Source organism: Peribacillus sp. FSL E2-0159 (assembly GCF_038643155.1).
Classification (GTDB): domain Bacteria; phylum Bacillota; class Bacilli; order Bacillales; family DSM-1321; genus Peribacillus; species Peribacillus simplex.
Genome location: NZ_CP152053.1, coordinates 378,774 through 404,166, shown reverse-complemented (window position 1 = coordinate 404,166; position 25,393 = coordinate 378,774). Strand labels below are relative to the sequence as shown.

General features: G+C 38.7%; 16 protein-coding genes and 3 pseudogenes. 5 read left to right on the top strand and 14 right to left on the bottom strand.

The window, feature by feature from the left end:
* Positions 1-801: 801 nt before the first annotated feature.
* The 5 genes and pseudogenes from NYE63_RS02120 to pbp4b form a co-directional block, all read right to left on the bottom strand.
* Positions 802-2,199: an amino acid permease gene (locus NYE63_RS02120; RefSeq protein ID WP_342605663.1), complete on the bottom strand. Its 1,398-nt coding sequence runs from the start codon at positions 2,197-2,199 to the stop codon at positions 802-804.
* Between the two features lie 319 nt (positions 2,200-2,518).
* Complete coding sequence (hutH, locus tag NYE63_RS02115; protein WP_342603896.1) at positions 2,519-4,036, bottom strand: histidine ammonia-lyase; 1,518 nt, start codon at positions 4,034-4,036, stop codon at positions 2,519-2,521.
* Between the two features lie 115 nt (positions 4,037-4,151).
* Positions 4,152-4,601: a hut operon transcriptional regulator HutP gene (hutP, locus tag NYE63_RS02110; RefSeq protein ID WP_207439498.1), complete on the bottom strand. Its 450-nt coding sequence runs from the start codon at positions 4,599-4,601 to the stop codon at positions 4,152-4,154.
* A gap of 256 nt (positions 4,602-4,857) precedes the next feature.
* Positions 4,858-5,390: pseudogene (locus NYE63_RS02105) on the bottom strand (iron chelate uptake ABC transporter family permease subunit); the annotation flags it as partial.
* A gap of 52 nt (positions 5,391-5,442) precedes the next feature.
* Positions 5,443-6,798 (bottom strand): penicillin binding protein PBP4B, encoded by a 1,356-nt coding sequence (pbp4b, locus tag NYE63_RS02100; protein ID WP_342605662.1) that lies wholly within the window; start codon positions 6,796-6,798, stop codon positions 5,443-5,445.
* A gap of 845 nt (positions 6,799-7,643) precedes the next feature.
* Here pbp4b and NYE63_RS02095 point away from each other — a divergent pair.
* From NYE63_RS02095 to NYE63_RS02085, 3 genes are read left to right on the top strand one after another with little or no spacing between them, the layout of a single operon-like run.
* A complete protein-coding gene (locus NYE63_RS02095) occupies positions 7,644-9,218 on the top strand; it encodes a spore germination protein (protein WP_342603895.1) in 1,575 nt (524 codons plus the stop codon).
* Positions 9,219-9,244: 26 nt separating this feature from the next.
* On the top strand, positions 9,245-10,348 hold the full coding sequence (locus NYE63_RS02090) for a spore germination protein (protein WP_342603894.1): 1,104 nt from the start codon (positions 9,245-9,247) through the stop codon (positions 10,346-10,348).
* On the top strand, positions 10,332-11,546 hold the full coding sequence (locus NYE63_RS02085; RefSeq protein ID WP_342603893.1) for a Ger(x)C family spore germination protein: 1,215 nt from the start codon (positions 10,332-10,334) through the stop codon (positions 11,544-11,546). Before NYE63_RS02090 ends, NYE63_RS02085 begins: the two co-directional genes overlap by 17 nt.
* Before the next feature lie 384 nt (positions 11,547-11,930).
* Here the strand turns inward: NYE63_RS02085 and NYE63_RS02080 are convergent, their stop codons facing one another.
* From NYE63_RS02080 to NYE63_RS02070, 3 genes and pseudogenes are all read right to left on the bottom strand, one after another.
* Positions 11,931-15,116, bottom strand: a complete 3,186-nt coding sequence (locus tag NYE63_RS02080) for a biotin/lipoyl-containing protein (protein WP_342603892.1) — start codon at positions 15,114-15,116, stop codon at positions 11,931-11,933.
* Positions 15,117-15,154: 38 nt separating this feature from the next.
* Positions 15,155-15,847 carry a hypothetical protein gene (locus NYE63_RS02075; RefSeq protein WP_342603891.1) on the bottom strand — a complete coding sequence of 231 codons (693 nt, stop codon included), beginning with the start codon at positions 15,845-15,847 and terminating at the stop codon, positions 15,155-15,157.
* A 131-nt stretch (positions 15,848-15,978) separates the two neighbouring features.
* A pseudogene (locus NYE63_RS02070) lies at positions 15,979-16,177 on the bottom strand (IS3 family transposase); the annotation flags it as partial.
* 1,523 nt (positions 16,178-17,700) lie between these two features.
* On the opposite strand from NYE63_RS02070, the gene NYE63_RS02065 reads away from it, so the two are divergent.
* Positions 17,701-17,919 (top strand): hypothetical protein, encoded by a 219-nt coding sequence (locus NYE63_RS02065; protein WP_342603890.1) that lies wholly within the window; start codon positions 17,701-17,703, stop codon positions 17,917-17,919.
* Between the two features lie 357 nt (positions 17,920-18,276).
* Here the strand turns inward: NYE63_RS02065 and gnd are convergent, their stop codons facing one another.
* The 6 genes and pseudogenes from gnd to NYE63_RS02035 all read right to left on the bottom strand — a co-directional run bounded on the left by gnd (position 18,277) and on the right by NYE63_RS02035 (position 24,451).
* Positions 18,277-19,680 carry a decarboxylating NADP(+)-dependent phosphogluconate dehydrogenase gene (gene gnd / locus NYE63_RS02060; protein WP_342603889.1) on the bottom strand — a complete coding sequence of 468 codons (1,404 nt, stop codon included), beginning with the start codon at positions 19,678-19,680 and terminating at the stop codon, positions 18,277-18,279.
* A gap of 77 nt (positions 19,681-19,757) precedes the next feature.
* Positions 19,758-21,104: a GntP family permease gene (locus NYE63_RS02055; RefSeq protein WP_342603888.1), complete on the bottom strand. Its 1,347-nt coding sequence runs from the start codon at positions 21,102-21,104 to the stop codon at positions 19,758-19,760.
* A gap of 18 nt (positions 21,105-21,122) precedes the next feature.
* Entirely contained in the window at positions 21,123-22,667 is a 1,545-nt protein-coding gene (gntK, locus tag NYE63_RS02050; RefSeq protein WP_342603887.1) for a gluconokinase, read from the bottom strand.
* Complete coding sequence (locus NYE63_RS02045; RefSeq protein WP_342603886.1) at positions 22,660-23,391, bottom strand: GntR family transcriptional regulator; 732 nt, start codon at positions 23,389-23,391, stop codon at positions 22,660-22,662. Before NYE63_RS02045 ends, gntK begins: the two co-directional genes overlap by 8 nt.
* 90 nt (positions 23,392-23,481) lie before the next feature.
* Positions 23,482-23,738 (bottom strand): annotated as a pseudogene (locus NYE63_RS02040) (DDE-type integrase/transposase/recombinase); the annotation flags it as partial.
* A gap of 62 nt (positions 23,739-23,800) precedes the next feature.
* Positions 23,801-24,451, bottom strand: a complete 651-nt coding sequence (locus NYE63_RS02035) for a GntR family transcriptional regulator (protein ID WP_342603885.1) — start codon at positions 24,449-24,451, stop codon at positions 23,801-23,803.
* 196 nt (positions 24,452-24,647) lie between these two features.
* Here NYE63_RS02035 and NYE63_RS02030 point away from each other — a divergent pair, with 196 nt between their 5' ends.
* Positions 24,648-25,364, top strand: a complete 717-nt coding sequence (locus NYE63_RS02030; RefSeq protein WP_342603884.1) for an RraA family protein — start codon at positions 24,648-24,650, stop codon at positions 25,362-25,364.
* Positions 25,365-25,393: the final 29 nt, after the last annotated feature.

The following is a 25,393-nucleotide window of genomic DNA, read 5'->3' as shown; positions in this document are numbered from 1 at the left end:
TTTACTTGGATTATATTATGTGTGATAAATTGAGCATTTCAAGTAGGAAAAAAGAGGTGCAATCACAACTGAGGAAACTAGCAGGCACAACATATACCAACTGTAATATTAACGATTTCCACTTAGAGTTTTGTCCAGATGGTGGACTTACGACTACCCTCTAAAGTACTTCATTTCCTTAACCAGGTGGAATGATACTTGCAGTGCAGTATAACACCAAAACGCATAGAAATATGATTATGGGATTCCCAATGTGTAATTTGAGCTTTGCAGGGAAAAGAGGTGCAATACAACTGAGGAAACTAACAGGCACAGCATATATCAACTGAAATATAATGGTTTTTTATTTTAGAGTTTTGTTCAGTCCAAGCACACTGACTGAACCTGTTCCCCTAAAGTACTTCATTACCTTAACAAAGAATGAATATAAGTTCAAATGATGTGGGACGGAATTCTTGCCTAAAAAGCCCATTTACCCCATCGATTCTAAAGGTTCCGGAAGACTCTAAAAACGTTGATATACCAACACTTTGGCTTCCTATAATCATAAACGCCCATCATCCGCCACAAATTTTTTTCATTTTTTTTAAATCCCTAAATGATCCAAAAAAAGGAAAAAGCGGTTTTCAGTCCTAAATAACGGGTAAATTTAAGCGGTTCCGGATCTGGCAAAATTGGAATTTCATACTTTTTTTATTGGTTATGTTTTTTCCAGACATACATGGAAATGTGTCACATATACAAAAAAAAACCTTGAAACAACTATTTCATTTCAAGGTTTATGCATATTATCGATACATACTAATTGGCATTCCTATGTTCATCAAAATCAATTTGGCATTCCTCTAGCGGAATTACTTTTGTTTTCTTAATGAACTTATAACCTAGCCACATTACCAGAAAGAATGGGATGCCAAGATAGGCAGCGAACACACCAGCCCAGTTAATGTCATCGCCAATAAAGGCCTGATAGTTTTGCGCCAATAAAACGAAAAAACAAAGAGCAAAGGAAAATATCGGTCCGAAAGGAAACCATTTTGACTTATAGGGAAGATCGTCCAGTGAATACCCTTGAGCAATATAAGCTTTTCTAAATCTGTAATGGCTTGCCGCTATACCCAGCCAAAATATAAATCCAGTGACTCCAACCGCATTCATAAGCCAAATATAAATAACTCCATCACCAAAGATAGAGGCAAAAAAGGCCAACATCCCTACAAGTGAAGTGATAACCAGTCCCCAAATGGGAATGCCGCGCTTGTTAAGCTTCCCAAAAATACGCGGTGCCAGCCCTTCTTGTGCCATTGAGTACAACATTCGGCTTGTCACGTAAAGACTTGAATTACCAGCGGATAATACGGCCGTCAAAATGATGGCGTTCATCACGGATGCAGCAAATGCCAGTCCCACTTTTTCAAACACCATCGTAAACGGGCTGACCATGATCGTGTGTCCTTGCAGACTGCCATTCGTATAAGGAACGATCAATCCAATTACAAGTATGGCTAGGATGTAAAAAAGGAAGATTCTCCAAAAGATACTGCGAACTGCACGAGGTACATTTTTGGCCGGGTTTTCACTTTCACCCGCTGCCACACCGACTATTTCAGTACCTTGAAAAGAAAATCCAGCAGCAATGAAAATACCCAATGTTGCCAAAAAACCACCGGCAAACGGAGCGTCACCAACTGTGAAGTTTTTAAAACCGATTGCCTCTCCGTTCATGATCCCGAATATCATCAATATTCCGACAACGATAAAAATGATGATGGTTGCCACTTTAATGAGGGAGAACCAATATTCCCCTTCTCCATACCCTTTAACAGATACGTAATTCAATAAGAATATCAATACTAAGAACAAAGAACTCCATAAAAATGAAGGACTGTTCGGAAACCAAAACTTCATTACCATCGTTGCGGCAGATAGTTCCGCGGCAAGAGTCATCGCCCAAGTGAACCAATAGTTCCAACCAAGCGCAAACCCTAATGCCGGGTCGATGAAGCGCGTAGCATAGGTACTGAAAGCTCCGCTGACTGGCATGAATGAGGCCAGTTCTCCGAGGCTTGTCATAATAAAATAAACCATTATACCAATTACGGCGTAAGCGACCAAAGCACCGCCAGGCCCTGCAGAGTGAATGGCCGGTCCGCTTCCGAGGAACAGCCCTGTTCCAATTGCACCGCCCAGCGAAATCATCGTAAGATGGCGCGCTTTTAGCTTTCTTTGTAACGTATTTGACGGCTGGTTTTGTTCATTTATGACAGGTGGTTGCAATTGCCGATTTTCCAAATTAGATTCCCCTCCAAAAATGCATATTTAATCTAGACGAATAGGTAAATTCGATCATTCCATCAATAGTCATTTCCTGTATTTATTACTATTTCAAGGTCATTTTCTCTGCTTAGACCTTTTTTGGATTCTGGGATCTAGTAGCATTTACATAACGATGTTAGGCTTAAAACCCAAGTCAATGGGCTATAAGCCTAACGTTTATTCGGATATTCCGCACTTCATATTATGTTGTAGGTAAACTCCTATGAATAAATGAATTCCAATCGATTTGATGTAACCAGCTTGCCGTTGCTTCGATATCTTTTGAAAAGATACGATCTTGGGTAATGCTTGGAATGAGCTTTCTTGCTTCCGTATAAAACTCTTTTGTAAACGGAGCCATCTTTTCTATTCCACGGTATTCCACCGCCTGTAAGGCACAAATGAGCTCAATCGCCAAAACGCGGCGAACGTTCTGAATGATTTGATGGGCGTGTCGGGACCCAATCGTTCCCATGCTTACATGATCTTCCTGGTTTGCTGAAGATGGAATGGAATCAACACTTGCTGGATGTGCGAGTGTTTTATTCTCAGAGACGAGTGAAGCTGCACAATATTGCATGATCATCGCTCCCGACTGCAAGCCAGGTGAAGGACTTAAGAATGGCGGTAAATCATTCAGCTGAGGATTGACGAGTCGCTCAATGCGGCGCTCTGAAATGTTCGCAAGCTCAGCAACGGCGATTTTCATGAAGTCCATCGCAAATGCAATTGGCTGGCCATGGAAGTTCCCCCCTGAAATAACCTTTTCCCCATCGTCAAAAATAAGCGGATTATCTGTCGCAGCATTCATTTCGATTTCTAATTTTTCTTTTACATAATCAAGAGTTTGCCATGATGCCCCATGCACTTGCGGGATGCAGCGGAGCGAATAAGCATCCTGTACCCGCAGTTCTCCTTGCTTGGTGATAAGCTGGCTTCCGCTGATCATGCGGCTAATCCGTTCCGCGACCTCTGTTTGCTGGCGGTAACCGCGTGCTAGATGCACATCCGGATCAAAGGCATCTTCAATGCCGCGTAATCCCTCTAAAGTCAGTGAAGCAATCGCTTCAGTTTGATGGGCCAGCTGTTCAGCTTCAATGTAATTTACGAGGCCCATCCCCGTCATGGCCTGTGTTCCGTTAATTAATGCAAGACCTTCTTTTGCTTTAAGTGTCACTGGAAGAATGCCTTCCTTCGATAAAGCTACGATGGCTTCCATTCGCTCTCCTTTATAAAACACTTCCCCTTCTCCCATCAATACTAACGCCAAATGTGAAAGCGGCGCCAAGTCCCCACTTGCCCCAAGAGAACCTTGCTGAGGGATGACCGGGTGGATATGAGCATTCAATAGATCGATCAAACGTTCAATGACGACAGGACGGACGCCTGAAAACCCTTTTAATAGTGCATTGGCACGGAGAAGGACCATAGCTCTCGAAACCACCTCTGGAAATGGTTCCCCGACTCCGCATGCATGGGAATGAATCAAATTCCACTGTAGCTGCTCTGCGTCCTCTGCATCAATCAATACATCGCTGAACTTTCCAAAACCTGTTGTGATACCATAGATGACCTTCTTTTGTTTCACGATATTTTCAACCGCTTCCCGGCTTTTCTCAACTTTCTTAACACTCTCAGCAGAAGCCGTGACAAATGCCTCTCCATACAATACTTTTTTCGCTTCTTCAATCGTTAAAGTTTGACCCGTTAACATAATCATTTCCTACACCCCTATTCTTTTTTTAAACACACAAAAGGAGGCCATATTGACAGACTTATCCAGTCTTTCAATACAGCCCCCTATTTCACTAAAATAACTATAGGCTTTTAATTATTTAAATGTGGTTAATTCCCAAGCCAACGGCTTCATGTTCAAATCCCCGAACCGGTGCTCCAATCGTTCCATACACGGCGACAGCAATCCACTCACCTTCGTCCCCGTTTTTAAACGGCCTGCCCCGAACGATTGCAAACCGAAGGCCCGCAGTCCTCAAAAGGCCACCAAGCTCGACTTGGCCGCGTGTCACACCTTGGAGTGCTTCGATGATCGCATGATACAGCGCATGCATTTCACGATACATATCGGGATTGACTAATCCAAGTCTTTTCGCTGATGTCTCAATGGCCGCAACTATTTTCTGCAGCTCCATTGAACCGACTTTACCTTTTCCATAAAGCCAATCCATCCGCTTTAGATCATTCGTCAATATGACTTCTTCCTCTTCGTCCGCAAACGCGTACATGATTGCATGGCGCCCGATTCTTCTGTCGAATTCCTTTGTCATGCAAGTACCTCTTTTACAATTTTCTAAATACACTAATAACTAAATATTATTGTAAGCGGATACAAGCTATTCGGTCAACATATTTTTTTAAAAATTTCTTTTAGGGGATAATTTATAACACCCCAATCCTGCTTTCTACCGTACAGCTCTCATTAATATCCTTTAAAAATCACCCATATGCAAAAAAGCCCATTCTCATAAACGTCCTGGAAAATGGGCTTTTTTTCTGGAATTTTTCTATACTTCTCCATATATATCAAATGTTTTTCACGAGTAAGTAGATAAAATACGGCGCTCCTAAAATCGAAACGATAATCCCCACTGGCAATTCCATTGGGGCCATGATGACTCTTCCTAAAGTATCGGCAGATAACAGCAATAATGAACCTAAGATTGCAGTCAGTGGAAGTAGTTTTGCATGCCTTGCCCTCACTAATCTCCTGGCTATATGCGGTGCAATCAGGCCTAAAAACGTAATGCCTCCGCCCACAGAAACGCATACACCTGCCAATGCGACTGAAATCAGCAATAAAAGCCTGCGTTCCTTTTCTATCTGCACACCAACTCCAATGGCAATCGAGTCACCTAAGCGCAAAACATCCAATACTTTGGATTTATAAATCGCTAAAGGTATCAATACGACCAACCACGGTAATAACGCCCAGACAAAAGTCCAATTCGTCCCCCAGATCGTCCCGGATATCCAGATTAATGCCTTCATGAAATCCAGACCTACACCGAATGCTGCATTAATTCTATGCCTACCAATAATAGTCTCGCAGGAGTCACCTGCCCTTTCCCGACACAAATGGGAGGCCTTTCACTTTATGGAGATATACAATTATTCATTCGTTTCCAATGCTTCATAAATCGCAGTTACAACACTTCCATAGCTTCCTGTTTTGAAGAGGTCTCCGAAAAACTGATTGGAATTGGCTACAGGGTTAACGAGCGGAGAGTGCTTTTTATTTGTAAGTAAAACAATCCCTAAATCTATTTCGGGATCAATGATCGTGACTGTCCCAGTCCATCCAGTATGACCGTAAGCACTGTCGCTCGCATAAGGACTGAACATCCACTCCATGCTAGCATCGCCATTTCGTCTCCATCCAAGTCCATAGGTAGGATTCATCTCGGAAGGCGCCACGAATTCATCAATGGTTCCTTGATCAAACAACTTATGTTTACCGTATCCCCCGCCATTCAGCATAACCTGCAGAAGGACAGCCATATCTTTCGTATTGGAGAAAAGACCGGCATGCCCTGAAACGCCTCCCATCGAATAAAAGGCTTTTTCATCATGTACTTCCCCTTGAAGTGTGTATGTGCGAATGTTAGGGAAATCTATCACGCCATCCCGGGTGTTACCAAGCAATTCCGTTGCAGCAAAATCATTTGGTTTAAAGCCCTTTTGAAGAGGATTGAACTTTGTATTTTTCAACCCAAGCGGCTTGTACAATTCATTTTCAACATAGCTGTCAAGCTGCTGACCCGTTATTTCTTCAACAATGGCGCCAAGCAGCATATAATCGACATCACTGTATACATTCTGTGTTCCAGGTACATATGTGAGCGGTGTTTTGGAAATGAACTCGATGGTCTTATCCCGTTCCTGGGAATAAAGTTCTTTAGAAACCTTTGGATTATGGTATTGCGGATCAGGTCTAAACCCTGCAGTATGATGAAGAACATCAATAATCCTCAGATTGTCCTTTCCTTTGATCACATCTTCCTCCGTGTCTTTGAATTCGGGTATGTATTGCTGAACTCTTGCCTGGATATTCAGCTTGCCTTCACTTACCAATTTCTGAATAGCAAAATTGGTTGCATACATCTTAGTGTTTGAAGCAAGGTCAAATAACGTGTCAGTTTCCATTTTCTGAAACTTCTTAAGAGGTGTATGTTCATTATATTTCTGTTTGTACCCGTAGCTTTCATTTTTAACGATCTTCCCGTCCTTTATGACAATCAGGGCAGCACCAGGGAAACCGGCAGCCACTTCCATTTCAATAAGCTGATCCACCTTTTCCAGCTTTTCAGACGAAAAGCCCGCTTCTTCTGGATTTTTTGCTTTCTTTAATATTGGATACTGACTGGCGGCTTCCTTATTTAGATTTTCATTAGCAAAAGACACGGATGGCGCTAGTAGGGAAAGTGCCAGAATTGAACTTAGTGTGAAGCTTGTCCATATATTCATCATTTTCCACCCCTTTAAAATCGCACTTTAAAAACTAAGGAACAACTTTACCTTTTGACCAATACCGATAGATAATATTCTCATTCATTCCATTCTTTTTTCTCCGGGCTTCACAATCCTATAAAGCGCTAATCGTGTATCCTATTCCGTCCCTGGTTGTGATTAGGATATCTAATTCTCAAGTTGATAAATGCTAATATTCCCCAAAAGTGGATAATATTTAACAATAATTCTCAATTTTCAGTATATATGATTTCGAAAATCATTTCAATTTGTTATTTATATTTTTAAAATTACATTTCAATATCTTGAGCATAAGTCTTCTCCATTTCAAAGAGGAAAAGCCAATTATAAAAATAATTCCCTCATTTCATCGTTAATTAAGATACCCAGTAAAAGCACCGATAAAAAAACACCCTCTATTTTTTTCTTTCTAAAGCCTCACTAAACATCTCAATCAATTGTCCACGATTCATGTTTATTAAATCTCACTATAATCATTCGGATAAATCCCAGATATCGATTTCTCTTCTTTCTCTCCTCTACTATATTCAAAATCACTTTTTCCGCATAGCTATTGCGAAGTATAAATTGATGCAAATACGCTAGTGGCTTTTAACTTCATTGCATAAGAAACGAAGAAGATATTAATACTATTTTAGAAATAAAGGAATTTTACATAATTCTGCTGCTATCTGAGGCAAGTATAGGGTGATGAAAATGTGGAAAACGATTGTTTCCTACCTTCCAGAATGGCAGGTTTTTATACAAGCTTTTATTGTGTTTTTTATACCGTATTCAATCAGCAAATTGTTTAATAGGCTTCGTACCTCAAAGGATGAGTGATGATGATGAAAGAGTGGATAACAAAGTTTGGTAAAAAAGGAAAAGGTGCCGATAAGGACAAACAAGAAGCAACTACCTCCCAAGATGCAACGTGTCAGTTTACAGATAATTTTAATTCTAATCTTGATTGTGTTAAGCAAGAAATTGGCCATAATTGGGATGTGCATTTTCGGGAATTTAATCTAGGGCGTACCGGTATACGGTCAGTTATCATTTTTGCGGATGGACTATCGGATAAAGATCTCATTGATAAGCATATTATGCCTTCATTGATGGTTGATTTTTCAGCAGAATATAACCAGTACCTTCCCTACCTCAAAGGAAGCATTTCAAAAGAATTTATAAAAAATGAAGTGTTAGCCATTAGTGAAATAGAAGCAGTTCGTTCCATTAAAGAATTAGCATCTAAAGTACTCACAGGTTCTACCGCTCTTTTAATTGATGGATCATTGGATGCGCTGATCCTTGGAACTACAAAACTTAAAACAAGGACGATTGAAGAACCGGTATCAGAGGCATTAGTCAGAGGCCCACGGGTCGGTTTCACTGAATCATTGAGCGATAATACATCTTTTTTAAGGGGTAGTGGTGAAATTGAGAATTTATCATTAATAAAATTCCAAGTAGGAAAGCGTTCAAAAAAAGACTTGGTTGTCGCTTACATAAAAGATATTGTTGATCCCGAATTAGTTCAAGAGGTAGAAAACCGAATTAAGAAGATCGATATTGATAATGTTCCTGAATCAGGTTATGTAGAGCAACTTATCGAAGATAATTACCTTAGTCCTTTTCCGCAAGTACAGAATACAGAGCGTCCGGATCGCGTGATCGCTGCTTTAATGGAAGGTCGAGTGGCCATCTTATTAGATGGGACGCCCTTCGCTTTGATCGTTCCAGTAACATTAAGCATGATGTTACAATCACCGGAGGATTATTATGAAAGGTGGATTCCTGGTACATTCATCCGTATGCTTCGTTACCTCGCGGCTATTCTGGCTCTTTTTACACCGTCTTTGTATATTGCTTTCATCTCATTTCATTCAGGGTTGATTCCGACCAAACTGGCCATCTCCATTATAGGAACCAGGTCCGGGGTTCCGTTTCCGGCACTTATCGAAGCTTTATTCATGGAAATATCCATCGAGATATTAAGGGAAGCAGGACTGCGCTTACCTAAGCCAATCGGTCCCGCAATGGGCATTGTCGGCGGTTTAATCATTGGAGAAGCTGCTGTACAGGCAGGGATTGTTAGCCCTGTTTTGGTGATTGTAGTAGCGTTAACTGCTATTTCATCATTTTCTATTCCGCACTATAGTATTGGGATTACATTACGGATTTTGCGTTTTCCAGCTATGATTTGTGCTGCCACATTTGGATTGTATGGGGTCATTCTCTTTTTTCTTTTAATGACCAGTCATTTAGTGAAATTAAAAAGCTTTGGTGTGCCTTATTTGAGTCCAGCCGTTCCTTATCGCTTAAGTGAGTGGAAAGACCTGATGGTTCGCATGCCACTTATGATGATGAAAAGCCGTCCAAAGATGTTGCATACAAAAAACCCCATGCGTAAAGGATAATCTATCGGTGAAAGGGTGGTTAAAGAATGATTCTCAGTCCGAAAGACAAAATCACAACTCCTCAAGCAGCTGTCATTGTCATCAACTTCATACTTGGCACAGGATTACTCACCCTACCCAGATCATCTACAGAGAGGGTACATACACCAGATGTATGGATAAGCGTTATTTTTGGCGGAGTTATAGCGATAATCGCGGGGGTGATCATGGTCAAATTAAGCCAACAGTTTCCCGAAAAAACCTTTTATCAATACATCAATGATATTGTTGGAAAATGGGTGGGTAGGTTACTCAGTTTGGTTGTAATCTGCTATTTTCTTATGACTTCCGGGTTTCAGCTCCGTTCAATGGCGGAGGTAGTAAGGTATTTACTTCTTGAAGGTACCCCTACTTGGGCAATTACCATGATTTTCATGTGGGTAGGTCTTTATCTGATCATCGGTGGCATTAACCCGATCGCCCGTCTATTTGAGATTATATTACCTTTGACAGTTATCCTTTTTTTGGCTGTTACCTTTATGAGCTTTAAAATATTTGAGATCGATAATCTGCGTCCTGTATTAGGAGACGGAGTCATCCCTGTACTAAAAGGAGTAAAAACAACCGCTCTCGCTTTTTCAGGGCCTGAAATCATGCTACTGCTTCTTCCGTTTATGAATCAGCCAAAAAAAGCAGTAAAAGCCCTGCTTGTAGGAGTTTCCATTCCATTGATTTTTTATGTGATAACGGTCGTAATGGTTATCGGGGCATTATCTGTTGATGGAGTGGTCCTGAGAACATGGCCGACACTTGACCTTATACGGAGTTTTGAAATCTCCGGTTTGATCTTTGAGCGGTTTGAATCTTTATTGCTCGTGGTTTGGATTATGCAAATATTCGCCACATTTACCATCACATACTTTGCAGCCGCTTTAGGGCTAGCTCAACTTACGAAAAAGAGCATTCACCCATTTATGTTTGGCTTGCTCCCAATTCTCTACATCATTGCCATGATACCGAGAAATATCAATGACCTATTTAAACAAGGAGATTTCGTCGGCAATATCGCCTTGTTATTATTTGGTTTACTCCCGCTTCTCCTGCTTATCATCTCAAGGATTAAGGGAGGGAAATATGAAACAATCGCATAGCAATATACGTCCTCTCTTCATTTCCCTCTCCGTTCTTTTGTTCTTATTCCTTACAGGATGTTGGAGCAGTCATGAAATCGAAGAGCAAAGTTTAGGTATAGGTTTGGCATTCGATAAAGGCAAGAAGTCCTCCATCGAGAAAAAGTTAAACGAACAAGGGGATGGTTATTCAAAAAAGGACCTGATTACTGCAACCTATCAATTTATCACTCCACAAGTAGCAAGTTCAACAACGAAACAATCAGGACCACAACAAAAATCTTATGTTAACGTTTCTGAAACTGGAGATTCGTTCCATCAAATGGTTCGTGAAATATCATTGAGAAGTGAACAACCCGTAACCGCTCACCATATGAAAGTGGTTGTTATCGGCGAAGATCTTGCAAAATCGTATAGATTGGAACAATTACTTGATCAAAACTTTCGAGAAAGTGAAGTTAGACCAAGCTGTCTTGTGTTCATAAGTAAAGGAAGAGCAAGCAAGACACTGGAAACAAAGAAAGCAGGAGAAATTCCGGCGTTTCGTCTGGCTGGCATTGTAGAAAATGCATATCGAACAGCGAGGATTTTACCTCCCATGTCGCATATTAAAGTAGAAAGCAAAATCAAATCAGGATCTAGTTTTCTATTGCAAAAAGTTCTATCAGCGGATGGGCAAGTCAAATTTGCCGGAGCTGCCGTGATCGATGGAAAGACACACAAAATGGCTGGTACTTTGAATGAGGAAGAACTGGAGGGCGTAACATGGATTACAGGTAAGGGGAAAGGCGGTGTAGTGAAAAGCTTTTATAAAGAAACCGGTCAGCTGATTGTGTATGAAATAGAGTCCATGAAAAGCATTATCATACCTCGAGTTACAGGAAACAACATCTCTTTTGATGTAAACATTGAATCAGTGGGTAGACTGTCTGAAAATTGGGTGGTTTCGGGAAATACTTTTAAAAATGAATTTCTCAAAAAAGCAGAAAAATCATCTGAAAAAGAAGTGAAACGCTTGGTGGGGAATGTAATAGAAAAAATGCAAAAAGAATACCAAGTGGACGTTGCTGGCTTCGGAAATCGATTGAGAATTGAGCACCCCAAAGTATGGAATAAGGTCAAAAAGGATTGGGACCAAACATTTAGTGAAACTCAGATCAACTACGATGTAAAATTAACTATTAATGATTATGGAACATCAGGAGGATCAAAGAAGTGAACCCTCAGGATAAACACATTGAGCTTCTAGCATTAAATGTTGAAAGTGAAAAATTTTTCTTAAACATTATAAAGTACCACGGGAAGCTATTAAACGGCGAACATGGGAATACAAATACGATGAGCATGAAAAGGTCTCCCACAGTATACTGTGGGAGACCTTTAACTTTAAAGTGAGTTGTTTTCACTCACGGCCCTTTTTAGATAAAACCTTAACCGATAAACCAGTTGGGTACATCTACCATTTAATACACTCAAATAGCTTCTTTATTTATTCATATCCTAAATTTATTACGTGGTGTTATCGTCTTCGCGCACTATCTGTTGTGTGTTTATGAAAATATTTTTCGTTTAACATGTCTTCCTAAATTTTTCAAGCGAAAGATCAGCTTAATTCCACTTTTGTAATTTCACTTAAATAAACCCCATTTAAAATCGAGTCTTCGTCTGCAACAACATATTCAATAACAGTCGGGCTTATGGTTCGAATATAAACAAAAGCTGAATCATCTGCATGCGCAATTCGAAGCTTTTTCCTCTGTGCCTGCTTAATATCAAGCTGGTTGGTACTAGCTTCCGGCAGGCTTGTGTAATAAATTTCAAAATCTTCTTCTGACGCATCAATGAAAAGATGCCATATGTTATATTCTTCTTCTTGATCTATCACTGTTTTTAATTTCCCTTTTCTCCCGATGCCAAGAAAATACTTGAACTTTGATTCACCATTCACCATATCGCGGTCAATAACTTTTATACTTCCGCCTTTTCTGCTTTGTACAAGTCCAAAAGCAACGCCTGTTTTTCCCGTAGGAGCTGTTAAAATATCGCGGTTAACCACTCTGTTTCTCTCTTCTTGCTTTAAATAAGCGCCTTCTGTCCCTAGTGGTGGAAGAATCTCAAAAAGTTTATCAGACACTTCTCCCCAGTTTTGAGTGTTCTGTACTTCCCTTTCAATCCATTTATTAAATAGATTCATAACGACCGGGGATTTACTTGAATTACCCGCAAGCAGTATATTTACTTTATTAATTTTGCCGGGTTCTGACCAGGCAAAAGCGCGCCTTAATGACTCAAAGAAATTTTTAATGCCTTTTTCAATTCTTTCCTCAATCAGTTGTTCCATTTCATCTTGATCGATCAAAAGTTCCACATTGAGTTTTGCGTGGCCCGTTTTGTCAAACAAGTCTGTCCGAATCATGCCTTTTCCAAACTGTTCTTCATACCGTTCATGTCTTTCCCAAAGTGGCCTTAATTTTTCTACCAATTGTTTCGTATTTAACTTGGATTCTTGTGACTCATTAATCAGCGTTTCACTTCCGGGAAATTTCACACATTCTGCTGGGAGAGTAAAAGGAATATTTAGCTCACGCATTGTTCTTTGATTGTTTTTAAACACTTGAAACGCCAAAAGCTCTAGCATGTTCTCTCCGCCTAAATAACGGTCCCCGCCCGCTGCAAAATGCTCAATGACATAATCATATCTGCTTTCTTTCAAGCCCGCTTCACGCCAAATACCAAAATCAAAATCTGTCGTTCCTCCACCAAAATCAAACACACCGTAGTACGTTTTTTCATCTTCTTCCGGTTCAAAACCGTATTCCTGTAAGGCACAAACGGCATAGGCAGCAGGTTCACTCGCCCCAGCGGTGACACGAAACTTTTTCATTAATTCTTCATCCTGCTGAATCGGCATAGGAAGCGACTTTTTCAACCCACGCTCAAAACACTTTAGAATTTTTTCTCTTACCTCTTTTTCATACGTCACCGGGAAAGATAAGGTGTAATCCAGGTAAATTCCATTGTTCTGGTTATTGATATACAAACCGAGGTAGTAGGCATATAACTCAATTGGGTTGATTTCCTGATCGGTTAAGTCCAGAAAGGAACGCAGTACAACGGCATATCCCCTCTTGTCTTTTAATCGGAGTTCGTTTTTCTTTTCTCCAGCCCACTGCTTTAGATTATTCAATATGGAATAATAATGGTCACTCTTTCCATTCATCAAGTTGTTAAGGGCATTGTGGGAAACCGTCACATCCTGCCACCTTGTATCTGGTCTTCCTTCTTTTTCTTGATATAGCTCCAGGAAATGTTCTAAATCAATAAATTCAATCACAGTTGGATTTTCATAATGCCAGTCTTGTACTTCCGTGTTAAGGTAGCCAACCCCAATACGCATGGGAAGGGTAAAATCACTTTCTTCTTGATGAACGACCACTGTACTTTTCGTTCCAAAATCAATGCCAACTATGCCGTCCTCCCTAATATCCATTTTAGGGTTTCTGGCCATTATTTCTTCGTTCAGTTTTATCGTTAAAGGCTTTTCATCAGAGTGGACAGGCCATAAATCCCAATGTCCTCGGTTTGGATCTGTTAACATCTTTTCATCATATGTATCAATATCAGCTCTTACTTTTTCAGAGTTTAAAAGCTTTTCATAAAACGTCTTGGAATCAATAGCGATTGATGGCAATTCTTTTAGAAAATTTTCATGATCTAAACCCTTTAATTGATACAATGCCAGCAAATAGTCATACTCCTTCTGGCGTTCTGCACTTAATCCACTTGGTACTAACCGGTTTTCCAGCCAGAGATGGAGAGCCATTTGATCATTGATTTCAAAGGCATTTTCCCCATTTAAACGGAAAACAGGAACGAAAAATCCTTTTCCTAGCAAATTGGTTTTTTGATTTACTACATCGAAATTTTGAATGTCGTACCCGTTGAATTTAAAAGCTATTGATTTAGAAGAGTTCGTCGTTTGATTGGCAAATATCCTTGAAATGGAAGGATTTTTACTCGTGGAGTAATCCTCTAAAGCTATTATTTTCTTATATACAGGGTGATCGGTTGTATTGAAACTTTTGGCAGCTTCTTCCCTTGTCATGGCATCACCTATAAAACCGGAAACGTCCAGATGCTTTTTGTAGTCAAAATCTTCGTCCATTAATTCATAGTATTTTCTATAAGGAAATAAAGCTGCAATGTTGTGATCATATATAACATTTCCGTTATTCATGTAAACCCATCTGGAACGGAGCATCTTTTTAATGTCTTGAAAGAAGCCCGCTTCATCCTTAAAAAAGGTTTCTTCTGCACTCTGATATAAATGGCTGATTAAAGATCTCACTTCTTTATAAGTCATTGAAATGGCAGAGACCGGAACGGTTTGGGAATCAGGTGAGAATAGAGCCTGCTCCTCGTTCTTATTCATTAAGTAAATAGAACTGTCTATGTTATTTTTTTCAGCTAAACTTGTTACGTTCTCAAGGGGCTCTTTATCTTCTATTATTTCTTGTTTTTCAACTTCTTTTAATAATTCTCCTGAAAGAGCTTCACCAGAATCCAAATAACATATCAGATCACCAATCTTGACTATAGTGTCCTCCGCTACATGCAATTCTTTAAGGGTACCTTCTTTTTCTGAAAAGAGGTCAAATTCGATGCCCTCACAGCTGAATTTGGCTAAGCTTTCGCCCACCGTAATATAATCGCCTGGCTGTTTATACCATTGCATAAGAAGGATTTTTTCAATGCCTTCTTCAATCTCTGGGATAATAATCGATGTCATTGTTATTTCTCCTTTATTATCATTCTCTTTTTCGCCTGCTAGATTCTCACAACGGATTTTTTAATGGTTTTACCATTAATGCTTATATATCCTGGCAGCAGGATGTCCGTAATGTTCCCGGATATTTTGCTATTGTGGGCTCTTATGTATAAGTCTTCTCTGAAGACCTCATTCATTTTCACTTCCTGTATTTTATATAAAGGGGTATCGTATGTTTTACTGTACTCTTGAAAGAAAAACAGAAAAAGGGCGAGCAAAATCTCTCTTTCCTGCTCTCGTCCTTCCATAATCTCGTTTTTAATAAAATCCCACAAAGATGAAATGTTTTCATATTGCACACCACAGACAATAAATTCCTGCACCGAACCGCCCTTGAAGATTCCTTTTAAGGAACTTTTGGTGGTTTCGGATAATTGATGAACAGCTTCATAAAGTTCTTCTGCTTCCCGAAAGTCTGCTCTTCTCTTTTGTAATTCATTAAAATAGGATTCCATTTTCTCATTTAGATGGTGGATCATTATTTGGTACTCACTAATTTCCTCTTTTTTCGACTCAATCTCTTGTTGGAGCCTTGCAATTTCATTTTCTTTTTCTCTAAGCAGCTCCTTATGTTCACCCATTTGACTATACGAGCCCGCTTCTGCTATTTCTTTTATCTTTTCAATGACCCTTTCGTCTTGAAGGGAAACCATTAATGCCCCAATAAAACCATCATCTAATTCTTTATTCATCTTTACACTCCTTTCAAAGTGTTAACCAACCATGAATAGCACATAAGCTTGCTCTGCTGTTTTTGTACCAAATATATTTTCTCTGCCCATGTAGATTTTGAATTGCGCTTTAGTCCACCTGTGCTTTAGATAGTAAAATTCCTACGGTTCCATATACCGCACTGGTTTTCTAATGGCTCATTATTTTGGACTTTCTTTACCCAATTCGCTATTTGCGCATCACTTTTGATACTAAATCGCTCACGAAGCTGTCGGAAATGACAGCCTTCCTCCAACTTACCGCTTTAATTCTTCTGTATATGTATAAAAGGCCTGCCCCTTTTTTACCATAGAAAAAATCCCCTTCCAGATAGACTGTTAGGAGAATACAACCATAACTTATATTCTAAGAAAGCAGTAGTGAGATTACTTATTTCCATCAAAAATACGTATATAACGTATTAAAGATGTATTGATAATATGATGCTTACTATCACTTTTTACAATAAAATACTCACAGTGTTCCATCCTTTTTAAGACTTCTTGTAAAACATCCTCTTTTTTACTACTCAATCCTTTTTTTATTTTCTCCCACTTAACATCAGCGTCAAGAGTATAACAAACATTGAATTCCTTTAACAGGTTAATCTTCCCCTTATATGCTTTAGTTTCTTTAACTGTTTTTATTTTGATAAAATCCTGATACACAAGAAATAAAGAGCAATATTGTTAAAGTTAAAGACAAATATTACTATTACTTTATTTAGATACCCATCTGTTGTATACAAAAATATTGTTAATATCTAATTCAAATTCATTAATTAAATCATGCATCAAATTTAATTTTTCCTCACTCCGATATACTACCTCATAGGTACTACCTAATAATATTCGGTATAATCATATTGTTTAAGTGGGTTGAAATAACTAGGGTTAAACCTCCTGCTTGCTGGATACAAATTGGGTGAAGATAATTACTTGCAGTTACATTAATATTCATTATCTACATCCATGTTCAAACAAAGATGAAGCTCCATTCTCACATGAAGAAAAGGCCTCCCACACAGTAAACTTTGGGAGGCCTTCGCCTTTAAATATATATTACTGAATCCTCGTTGCCCCCTAGAAACAGGAGATTTAATGCCCCCATTCATCTTTAAATGAAAAAGAAAGTAATAGGATAAAAAAAGGACTATAAATCAATATTTCGCAAAGGTTCGACTAAATTAATCTTAAAATGCGCTATTCTTAATAAGAGGACAAACCCGAACAAAAAAAGCCCTTCTCGATTGAGATGGCTTCTAGTTATGGTGCTTCAGCTCAATCGCTTATCTTTTAACTCGCATTGCTTGATGCTAGTGGGTTCTTGATTGTTCGCATACATGTTTGTATGGGAGCTTAAACAAATTATCCATAACAGCAGTAACACAATCTTCACAATAATAATTGACGAACTCTCTACCTTGTTCAAAAATTGGTGTCATCGTATCTATGTCAGCCCATTTAAAACAGTAAATACACATTTGCCTCATGATATATCACTCCTTTTTTATCTAATTGGTAATAATCAAAAGAAGAATATGTGCCACTTGCCGACATCATTCATGAAACGATACTATTTCATAGTGAACCCCGGCCATAAAATTAAGGTAGCAGGGGAATAAACTGCTATAAACCGATATCATTTATATACCACTTAACCTGAGTATTAAACCTCCAAAAAAACATTATTCGTTGCCCGTCAATCTTTTCCACCAAGTCTTTTTCTATTTTTGTAGAAGTTCTCCCAGTATTAAAATTTGAGTTTACTTCGTTTGATGATTGGAAATAACATAATAAATCTTTTAACTATAATCAGAGTAGGAGTGATATTTATGACAAGGCATTCCAACAAAATCAAACATAAAGCAAAGACTACTTTGAATAAAGTAAAGTCTAGTATTAAGGAAGCCTTATTTAATATCGCAGACATTCCATCAACATCTGTACAACAGTTGGCTGATTTTATACAACATCACCCTGATAAAAAAGTTACCAAGAAACAAATGCTTGGAATTTCCTATGCTTTCTATAGTTTAGAAAGAAGGGTTTAATTATTATTTAGAAACCAATAAATCCAAAATTTTGCAGTTAGATGGATATTATCAGGATAAAAAAATGGTATCCTATCGATCATATAGGGATTATTATCAATTAAATACACCAATTAAAATGCCCTAACTAAAATTTCCACCCTCTTTAATTACAGCCTGCGGAGTCTCCCCTGGACACGCTTTTCCCGCAGGAGTCTCGCACACCCGCTCCAATCAACTTTGTTTTAAAATTTAGATAGCCCCCCTTTTGTTACATAAAAAAAGAGCTGCCAAAGCAACTCTCTTATTGAAGTAAAGTAACTGTCTCAAATTCAAGAACGGTTATTGAGAAATGATCGTCTCTTTTATCATTTTCTATCACTGCCAGTTTGTGTGAAAGACTCCTGCTAAATCACGTCGTTCATAGGTATGTGCTCCAAAATAATCACGTTGTGCTTGCAAAAGGTTAGCATTTGAGATGCCTTTTCGATAACTATCGTAATAAGTGAGTGAAGTGCTTAAACATGGAAACGAGATACCGGAATTTATTCCCTCACAGACAACCTTTCGCAATCCTACCTGGTAATCCGTAACCTTTTCGGCAAAATATGGTGAGATTAATAAATTAGCCAGATTCGGCTGCTCTTGATAGGCTTCGCTAATGACGTTTAAAAATTCTGCACGAATGATGCAGCCACCACGGAAAATCAGCGCAATATCCTTTAAAGGCAAATCCCAGCCGAAAAGTTCAGAAGTCATTTTATATTGAGTGAAACCTTGTGCGTATGCACAAACTTTTCCCATATATAATGCTTGTCTAATATAGTCAATCCACTCATTTTTATCTAATTTTTGCTGATCGTTCTCAGGGCCTGTTAGAATATTTTCTGCATTAACCCGCTCTTCTTTTAAAGCGGAAATATAGCGAGCAAACAAAGACTCAGTAATAATCGATGCTGGTATTCCGTTATCAATAGCTTGCATGCTGGTCCATTTGCCTGTACCTTTTTGTCCTGCTTTATCAAGAATCACATCGATCAAGGGTAAGCCAGTTACTTCATCTTTTTTCCTTAAAATTTCAGCAGTGATTTCGATTAAATAACTTTTCAGTTCGCCTTGATTCCATGTTTCAAAGATGTCAGCAATTTCATGAACTTCCAAATGCAACTTTTCTCTTAAAAATGTATAGGCTTCGGCGATTAATTGCATATCTGCATACTCAATCCCGTTATGTACCATTTTTACAAAATGACCTGCTCCTTTTGGACCGATATAGGTACAGCAAGGATCATCATTTACTTGTGCTGCGATTTTTGTCAGAATCGGAGCTACTTTTTCATAGGCGTCTTTATCTCCGCCTGGCATGATTGAAGGTCCCTTTAATGCCCCGACTTCTCCACCAGAAATACCAATTCCCAAATAACTGATTCCTTTAGATTTCAATTCATCATATCTGCGTTCAGTATCTTCGTAATGGGAGTTACCGCCGTCCATGATAATATCGCCTGATTCAAGATGAGGAAGCAATGAATTGATCACCGAGTCGATCGGCTTACCCGCAGTCACCATTAGAAAAACCTTTCTTGGAGTTTCAAGTGACTGAACAAAGTCTTGGATTTCGTAATACGGATGGAGCGACTGACTGTCCAATTCAGCTACAAGCTGATCCGTTAAATCTCTTGTGTAGTTATAGACAGCTACTTGTTCCCCTTTACTAGCCATATTTAAAGCGATATTACTGCCCATTACCCCTAAACCAATGACACCAATTGTATTGTACATTTATTTCTGCTCCTTCTATGTAAGAATAATAGGCAGTAAATCCCTGCCATAGTGGGGGATTTACTGCCGGGAAAGGCTTATACAAATAAGCTTAGTAATAGAATAAATCCTAATCCAGCTACTGAAATGATCGTCTCAAGCAAGGTCCATGTTGCAAATGTTTCTTTCATGCTTAAACCAAAATACTCTTTAAACATCCAGAAACCAGCATCGTTAACGTGTGAAGCGATTAAACTTCCCGCTCCTGTAGCAAGTACAACTAGAGCAAGGTTAGCGTCCGTCTGACCTAACATCGGAATAACTAAACCAGCTGTCGTTAAAGCAGCTACGGTTGCAGATCCTAAGGAAATACGCAGGATTGCCGCGATGATCCAGGCAAGCAAGATTGGTGATAATGATGTACCTTTAAATAATTCAGCTACATAGTCACCTACACCGCCGTCGATCAATACTTGCTTGAAGGCTCCTCCGCCCCCTATGATTAAGAGCATCATTCCGATATGCAAGATTGCTGATGTACAAGATTCCATAATATCTTTCATTGGAATCTTTCTTGCTAATCCCATTGAATAGACCGCAAATAATAAGGAGAGCAACATGGAAGTACCGGCCTCACCAATAAAACGGATAGCTGCTAGTAAACCATTGTCTTCAAAGCCCATTGTTTTTTGCATCAAAGTGATAATTGTAGCAATTGACATTAATATAACCGGAAGTAAAGCCGTAAATACACTGATTCCAAATCCAGGTGTATCTTCAAGTTTAAAAGATTTTTGTTCCCCTAAAGAGGCAATGCTGCCTGTTTTCGTAAATGATTCAGGTACTAATCTTTTAGCTATCTTCGTAAATACTGGTCCAGCTAAAATAACGGTTGGAACCGCAATAATGAAGCCGTAAAGTAAAACCTGACCAATGTCTGCACCATATTCACCAGCGATAACGGTTGGTCCTGGATGCGGCGGTAAGAAACCGTGAGTTACGGATAATGCCGCTACCATTGGAATACCAAGATATAATATCGAAACTTTTAATTCTCTTGAAATGGCAAATACGATTGGAATTAATAATACTAATCCCACTTCAAAAAATAACGCGACACCGATAATAAATGATGCTGCTACGACTGCCCATTGAATATTCTTTTCACCGAATTTTTTAACAAGGGTCATGGCAATGCGCTGCGCGCCGCCTGAATCTGCAATTAACTTACCCAACATCGCTCCAAGTCCAAAGATTAACGCTAAGTGACCAAGTGTTCCGCCTAATCCAGCTTCAATGGTTTTGACAATTCCATCAAGTGGCATCCCAAGTGCTAAAGCTACTCCAAACGATACAATGATTAAGGAAATAAAGGTGTTTAATTTTAAGCCCATTATTAAAATTAATAAAGCGACAATTCCTAAAGCGACTATAACTAATGGCATTTTAATTCCTCCATGTCTTTACTTTGTAGCATTTATTAAGTTTCTTTGATAATTTGCAATCTGTGTATATTCGTTTTCCAATACCCTTGATAGGTTAATAAAAATCGGCAGTAGTTGCCTATATTCTTTTACAGAATCATCTTTCGGTGTGTGCTTGTGGGTATTGCCTATCATTTCAGAAACTACTTCGAAGGAATCAATTTCCCCGGTGGCATATAATCCTAATATACAAGCACCCAGGCACGAACTTTCGTAGCTTTCTGGAACCACGACCTCCGATTCAAAGATATCGGACATCATTTGCCGCCAAACAGCCGACCTTGCGAAGCCTCCCGTAGCTTGAATTCGGGTCACAGGACCTTCCATACATTCGGTTAAGGCTAAAAATACTGTGTATAAATTGTAAATGACTCCTTCTAGAGCTGCTCGAATCATATGTTCTTTCTTATGCGAGAGTGTTAATCCGAAAAATGAACCCCGCACGTCTGGATTCCATAATGGTGCACGTTCACCTGCAAGATATGGATGGAATAACAATCCATCAGCGCCTGGTCTTACACGTTCGGCAATCTTGGTTAAGACTTCATAAGCGTCGATTCCAAGCCTTTTAGCTGTTTCTACCTCGGAAGAAGCAAACTCATCGCGAATCCAGCGAAGGACCATCCCGCCATTGTTTACCGGCCCGCCAATCACCCAATGCTTTTCCGTTAAGGCATAGCAAAAGATTCTTCCTTTTTCGTCTGTTTTCGGCTCGTCAATAATCGTCCGAATCGCACCGCTTGTCCCAATCGTGACAGCGATTTCTCCTTTCCGGATAGCGTTTACACCTAGATTTGAAAGGACACCATCACTTGCCCCAATGACAAAAGAGGTTTGTGGATCAATCCCAATTTGATTGGCTAAATCCGGGTCACAGTTGTTAAATATCTTTGTTGTTGGTACAAGTTCAGATAATTGACCACGCGTTATTCCAGCAATTCTTAAGGCTTCCTCATCCCAATCCAAGTTTTTGAGATTCAACATGCCCATGGATGAAGCAAGGGAATAATCGACAACATATTGATCAAAAAACTTTTTAAAGATATATTCTTTAATCCCGATATACTTTTTAGCATTGGTTGCGATCTCTGGGTGATCATTCACAATCCAGGTGATTTTGGATAAAGGAGACATCGGGTGTATCGGTGTTCCGGTTCGTTTGTAAACTTCATGCCCATCTAATTCATCTTTAATTTTATGGGTCCAAGCTTCACTGCGATTATCTGCCCAAGTGATACAACGGGTTAGCGGCTGGTCATTTTCATCCATAGCTATTACACTATGCATCGCACTGCTAAATGAAATAAATGATATCTTTTTATCTGAATGTTGTTTCGTTATATTTGAAAAGGCTTTCAGAACAGCCTGGAAAATCTCCTCAGGGTCTTGTTCCGCTGTTGTCATATCCGGTGTGTAAAGAGGATAACCAATATTTTCTTGCTGAATGACATCGCCTTTTTCCGTAAATAATACAGCTTTTGTACTTGTTGTACCGATGTCTACACCTAACATATAGCTAGTCATTTTCTTGTTCGACTCCTTTTGAAAGCATCTGTTGGGCCATCCATAAGTCTTCAACTTCCCCTTGAACATCATCAAAGTTTACATGTAACGACTTAATCATGAGGTCTCGATCTTTTGTTCTTATCGCATCAATATAAAGTTGATGATTATTAATGATCCGTGTAAAGTCTTCATACTTTTCTTTAAAACGACAACGCATGGATAGAAGAATCAAACTTTCCATCACAGGTTTTAAATTATCCCAAATCATCAGAATGTAGGAATGATTGATGGACCGAATGATCGTTTCGTGGAACAGGACATCCTGATAGGAAAACTCATCAGCATCTCTGTATTTTATGGAAATTTTCATCATTTCCAGTATTTTACTAAGCTCCATTACTAATTCATTCGTGTCAACCTTTACTAGACGTTCAAATACAAACGTCTCGATGAGTATCCGTACATCATATATTTCTGCATATTTTTTTTCTGTTAAACCAATGACAACCGCACCCATTCTTTCTAATCGGATGATATTTTCAGATGCCAGTATTTTTAACGCTTCACGAACTGGTGAGCGGCTAACACCAAAATCAGCAGCTAATTTATTTTCAGAAAGGATGGTACCGCTTTCAATCATCCCCGAAATAATACGCATTCTAAGCTCGGATGTTACACGATCACCAGCTGAAGCTTTTGAAAGCCATTTTACAGGGTAAAGAAATTCCTTTGATTCAGTCATAAATTCACCTTCTTGTAGAGTTCAAGTACACTTGTATACAAGTATTATAATAAAAAAAAATAATGGATAATGCAAGCTTTTTGAATTTAACTAGATTCTTGTTAGTATAAGGTAAATTCGTGGGGAGTTTAGAAGGTTCTGGTGCAAAATGAACTTATGAATGAATTCAACCTCATTTTGGGCAGACTTTGCCCGTTGATGAGGTTGGTTTTTTTTAACCCTATGCATAGCTTCGATACCACTCAAAATATATGGCTGTTCGAAACGATTTCAATCCCCACATGGAACGGATCCGCTTTTATAAAACGATGATCTTGTTCCACAAAGTTGTTCAGATACTGCAGTTCAAAGTCAGTCCTTTTTTATGTTTTTTAGAAACTAGGATCATTTAACACTTTTGCCGTACAGTTCATGGATCCAGAAGCGTTTTTCTGCCATATTGTAAGTGTTCTTCAATATTTCGAACTACTTCTTCCGTGTTGCCTTTTTCCAGGGCCTCTACAATTAATACGTGTTCATCATATGTTTGCTTTAGGCGATCTATTTTTTTCTTTAATACTTCTTTTCCGTAAAATTTCAGTTTTTCTCTAATGCTTTTAAACATCTCTAACATTTGTTCATTTTTATTAAACTCCATTATTCTAAGATGGAACCTCATATCATATTCAAGTGCTGAATAGGAATCCTCATTTTTTATATACTCGTATTGCTTGTTTAAGATGTCATATAGTTCTTCTAGTTGGGGTTTTTCAATACTATGTGAAAGCTTTCGTAACGCAAATGTTTCAAGTGCAATACGTATTTCATACACTTCATTGACTTGTTTCACAGAAATATCACATATATAGATACCTTGCTTTGGATGAATACGAACCAATCCATCATGTTCTAAACGCTGAAGGGCTGACCGAATAGGAGTCCTGCTCATTTCTAACTGTTCACTAAGATCCCCCTCTTTAACAAATTCTCCTGGCGATAACTCTCCGTTCATAAGTAGTTTCTTAATCATCTCATAAGCTCGATCTTTTAAAAATTGTCTTTTGGGTTGGTGTATGCTCATTTTATCTATCCTTTTAAAAAGTATTAATACTACATAATGGTATATAAAAATAAACAACAAGGAATTTCTTTAACTTACTATATTCTATCATATAAATCGCGTATTTAAATTTCAGAATAGATTGACTAATAAGTTTACCTGTTGTATACATATAATATACAACATAAATACAACAAGTCATAAGAGGTATAAGTTAATGATTGATAGCGTTTACAAAGAAAGGATGAATGTAATGATAACGGTAAATTCTAAAACTCCAAGACCCAAACTTGAAGAAGTAAAGCAATTGGGAACTATTTCACCAAGTGATTATGGGCATCATTTGAATTTCCAATTAATCAGTACTAAGAAAATCAAGCCTTTATTCCCGATTGAAACCACATTTGCTGGTCCGGCAGTGACGGTCCGAATCCCTCCAAATGACGGTCTATTAGTTTATAAGGCACTGGATTTAGTACAGCCTGGTGATGTAGTTGTGATTGATATGAACGAAGAAGAGCGTTTTGCATGTTGGGGAGAAATTACAACAAGAGTTGCGATGGAAAAAGGAGCCATTGCTGCGATCATTAACGGGCCTGTCACCGACACTAAAATAATTAATAATTTGCAATTCACCGTGTTTTCTTACGCGATTTCACCTTTAACTACCAAAGTCTATAGTATTGGTGGCGACGTAAATGTGCCTGTATCCATTTCAGGATGCATCATTAACCCTGGGGATATTATTGTTGGAAGTAACGATGGCCTGTTAGTTGTTCCACAAGAAGAAACATTAAGTTTTATTGAAATCGGCAAAAAGGAAGAAGAAGCAGATGAAAAACGACGTCAAGAGTTGCAAGCGTTAGGTGTTGATAAATACCTTCGTCGTTTCGATCCTCTTTGGGAAAAGATGTTAGATAATAATCAGAATTAATCGATTTACTAAAAATACTTATTTCTCAC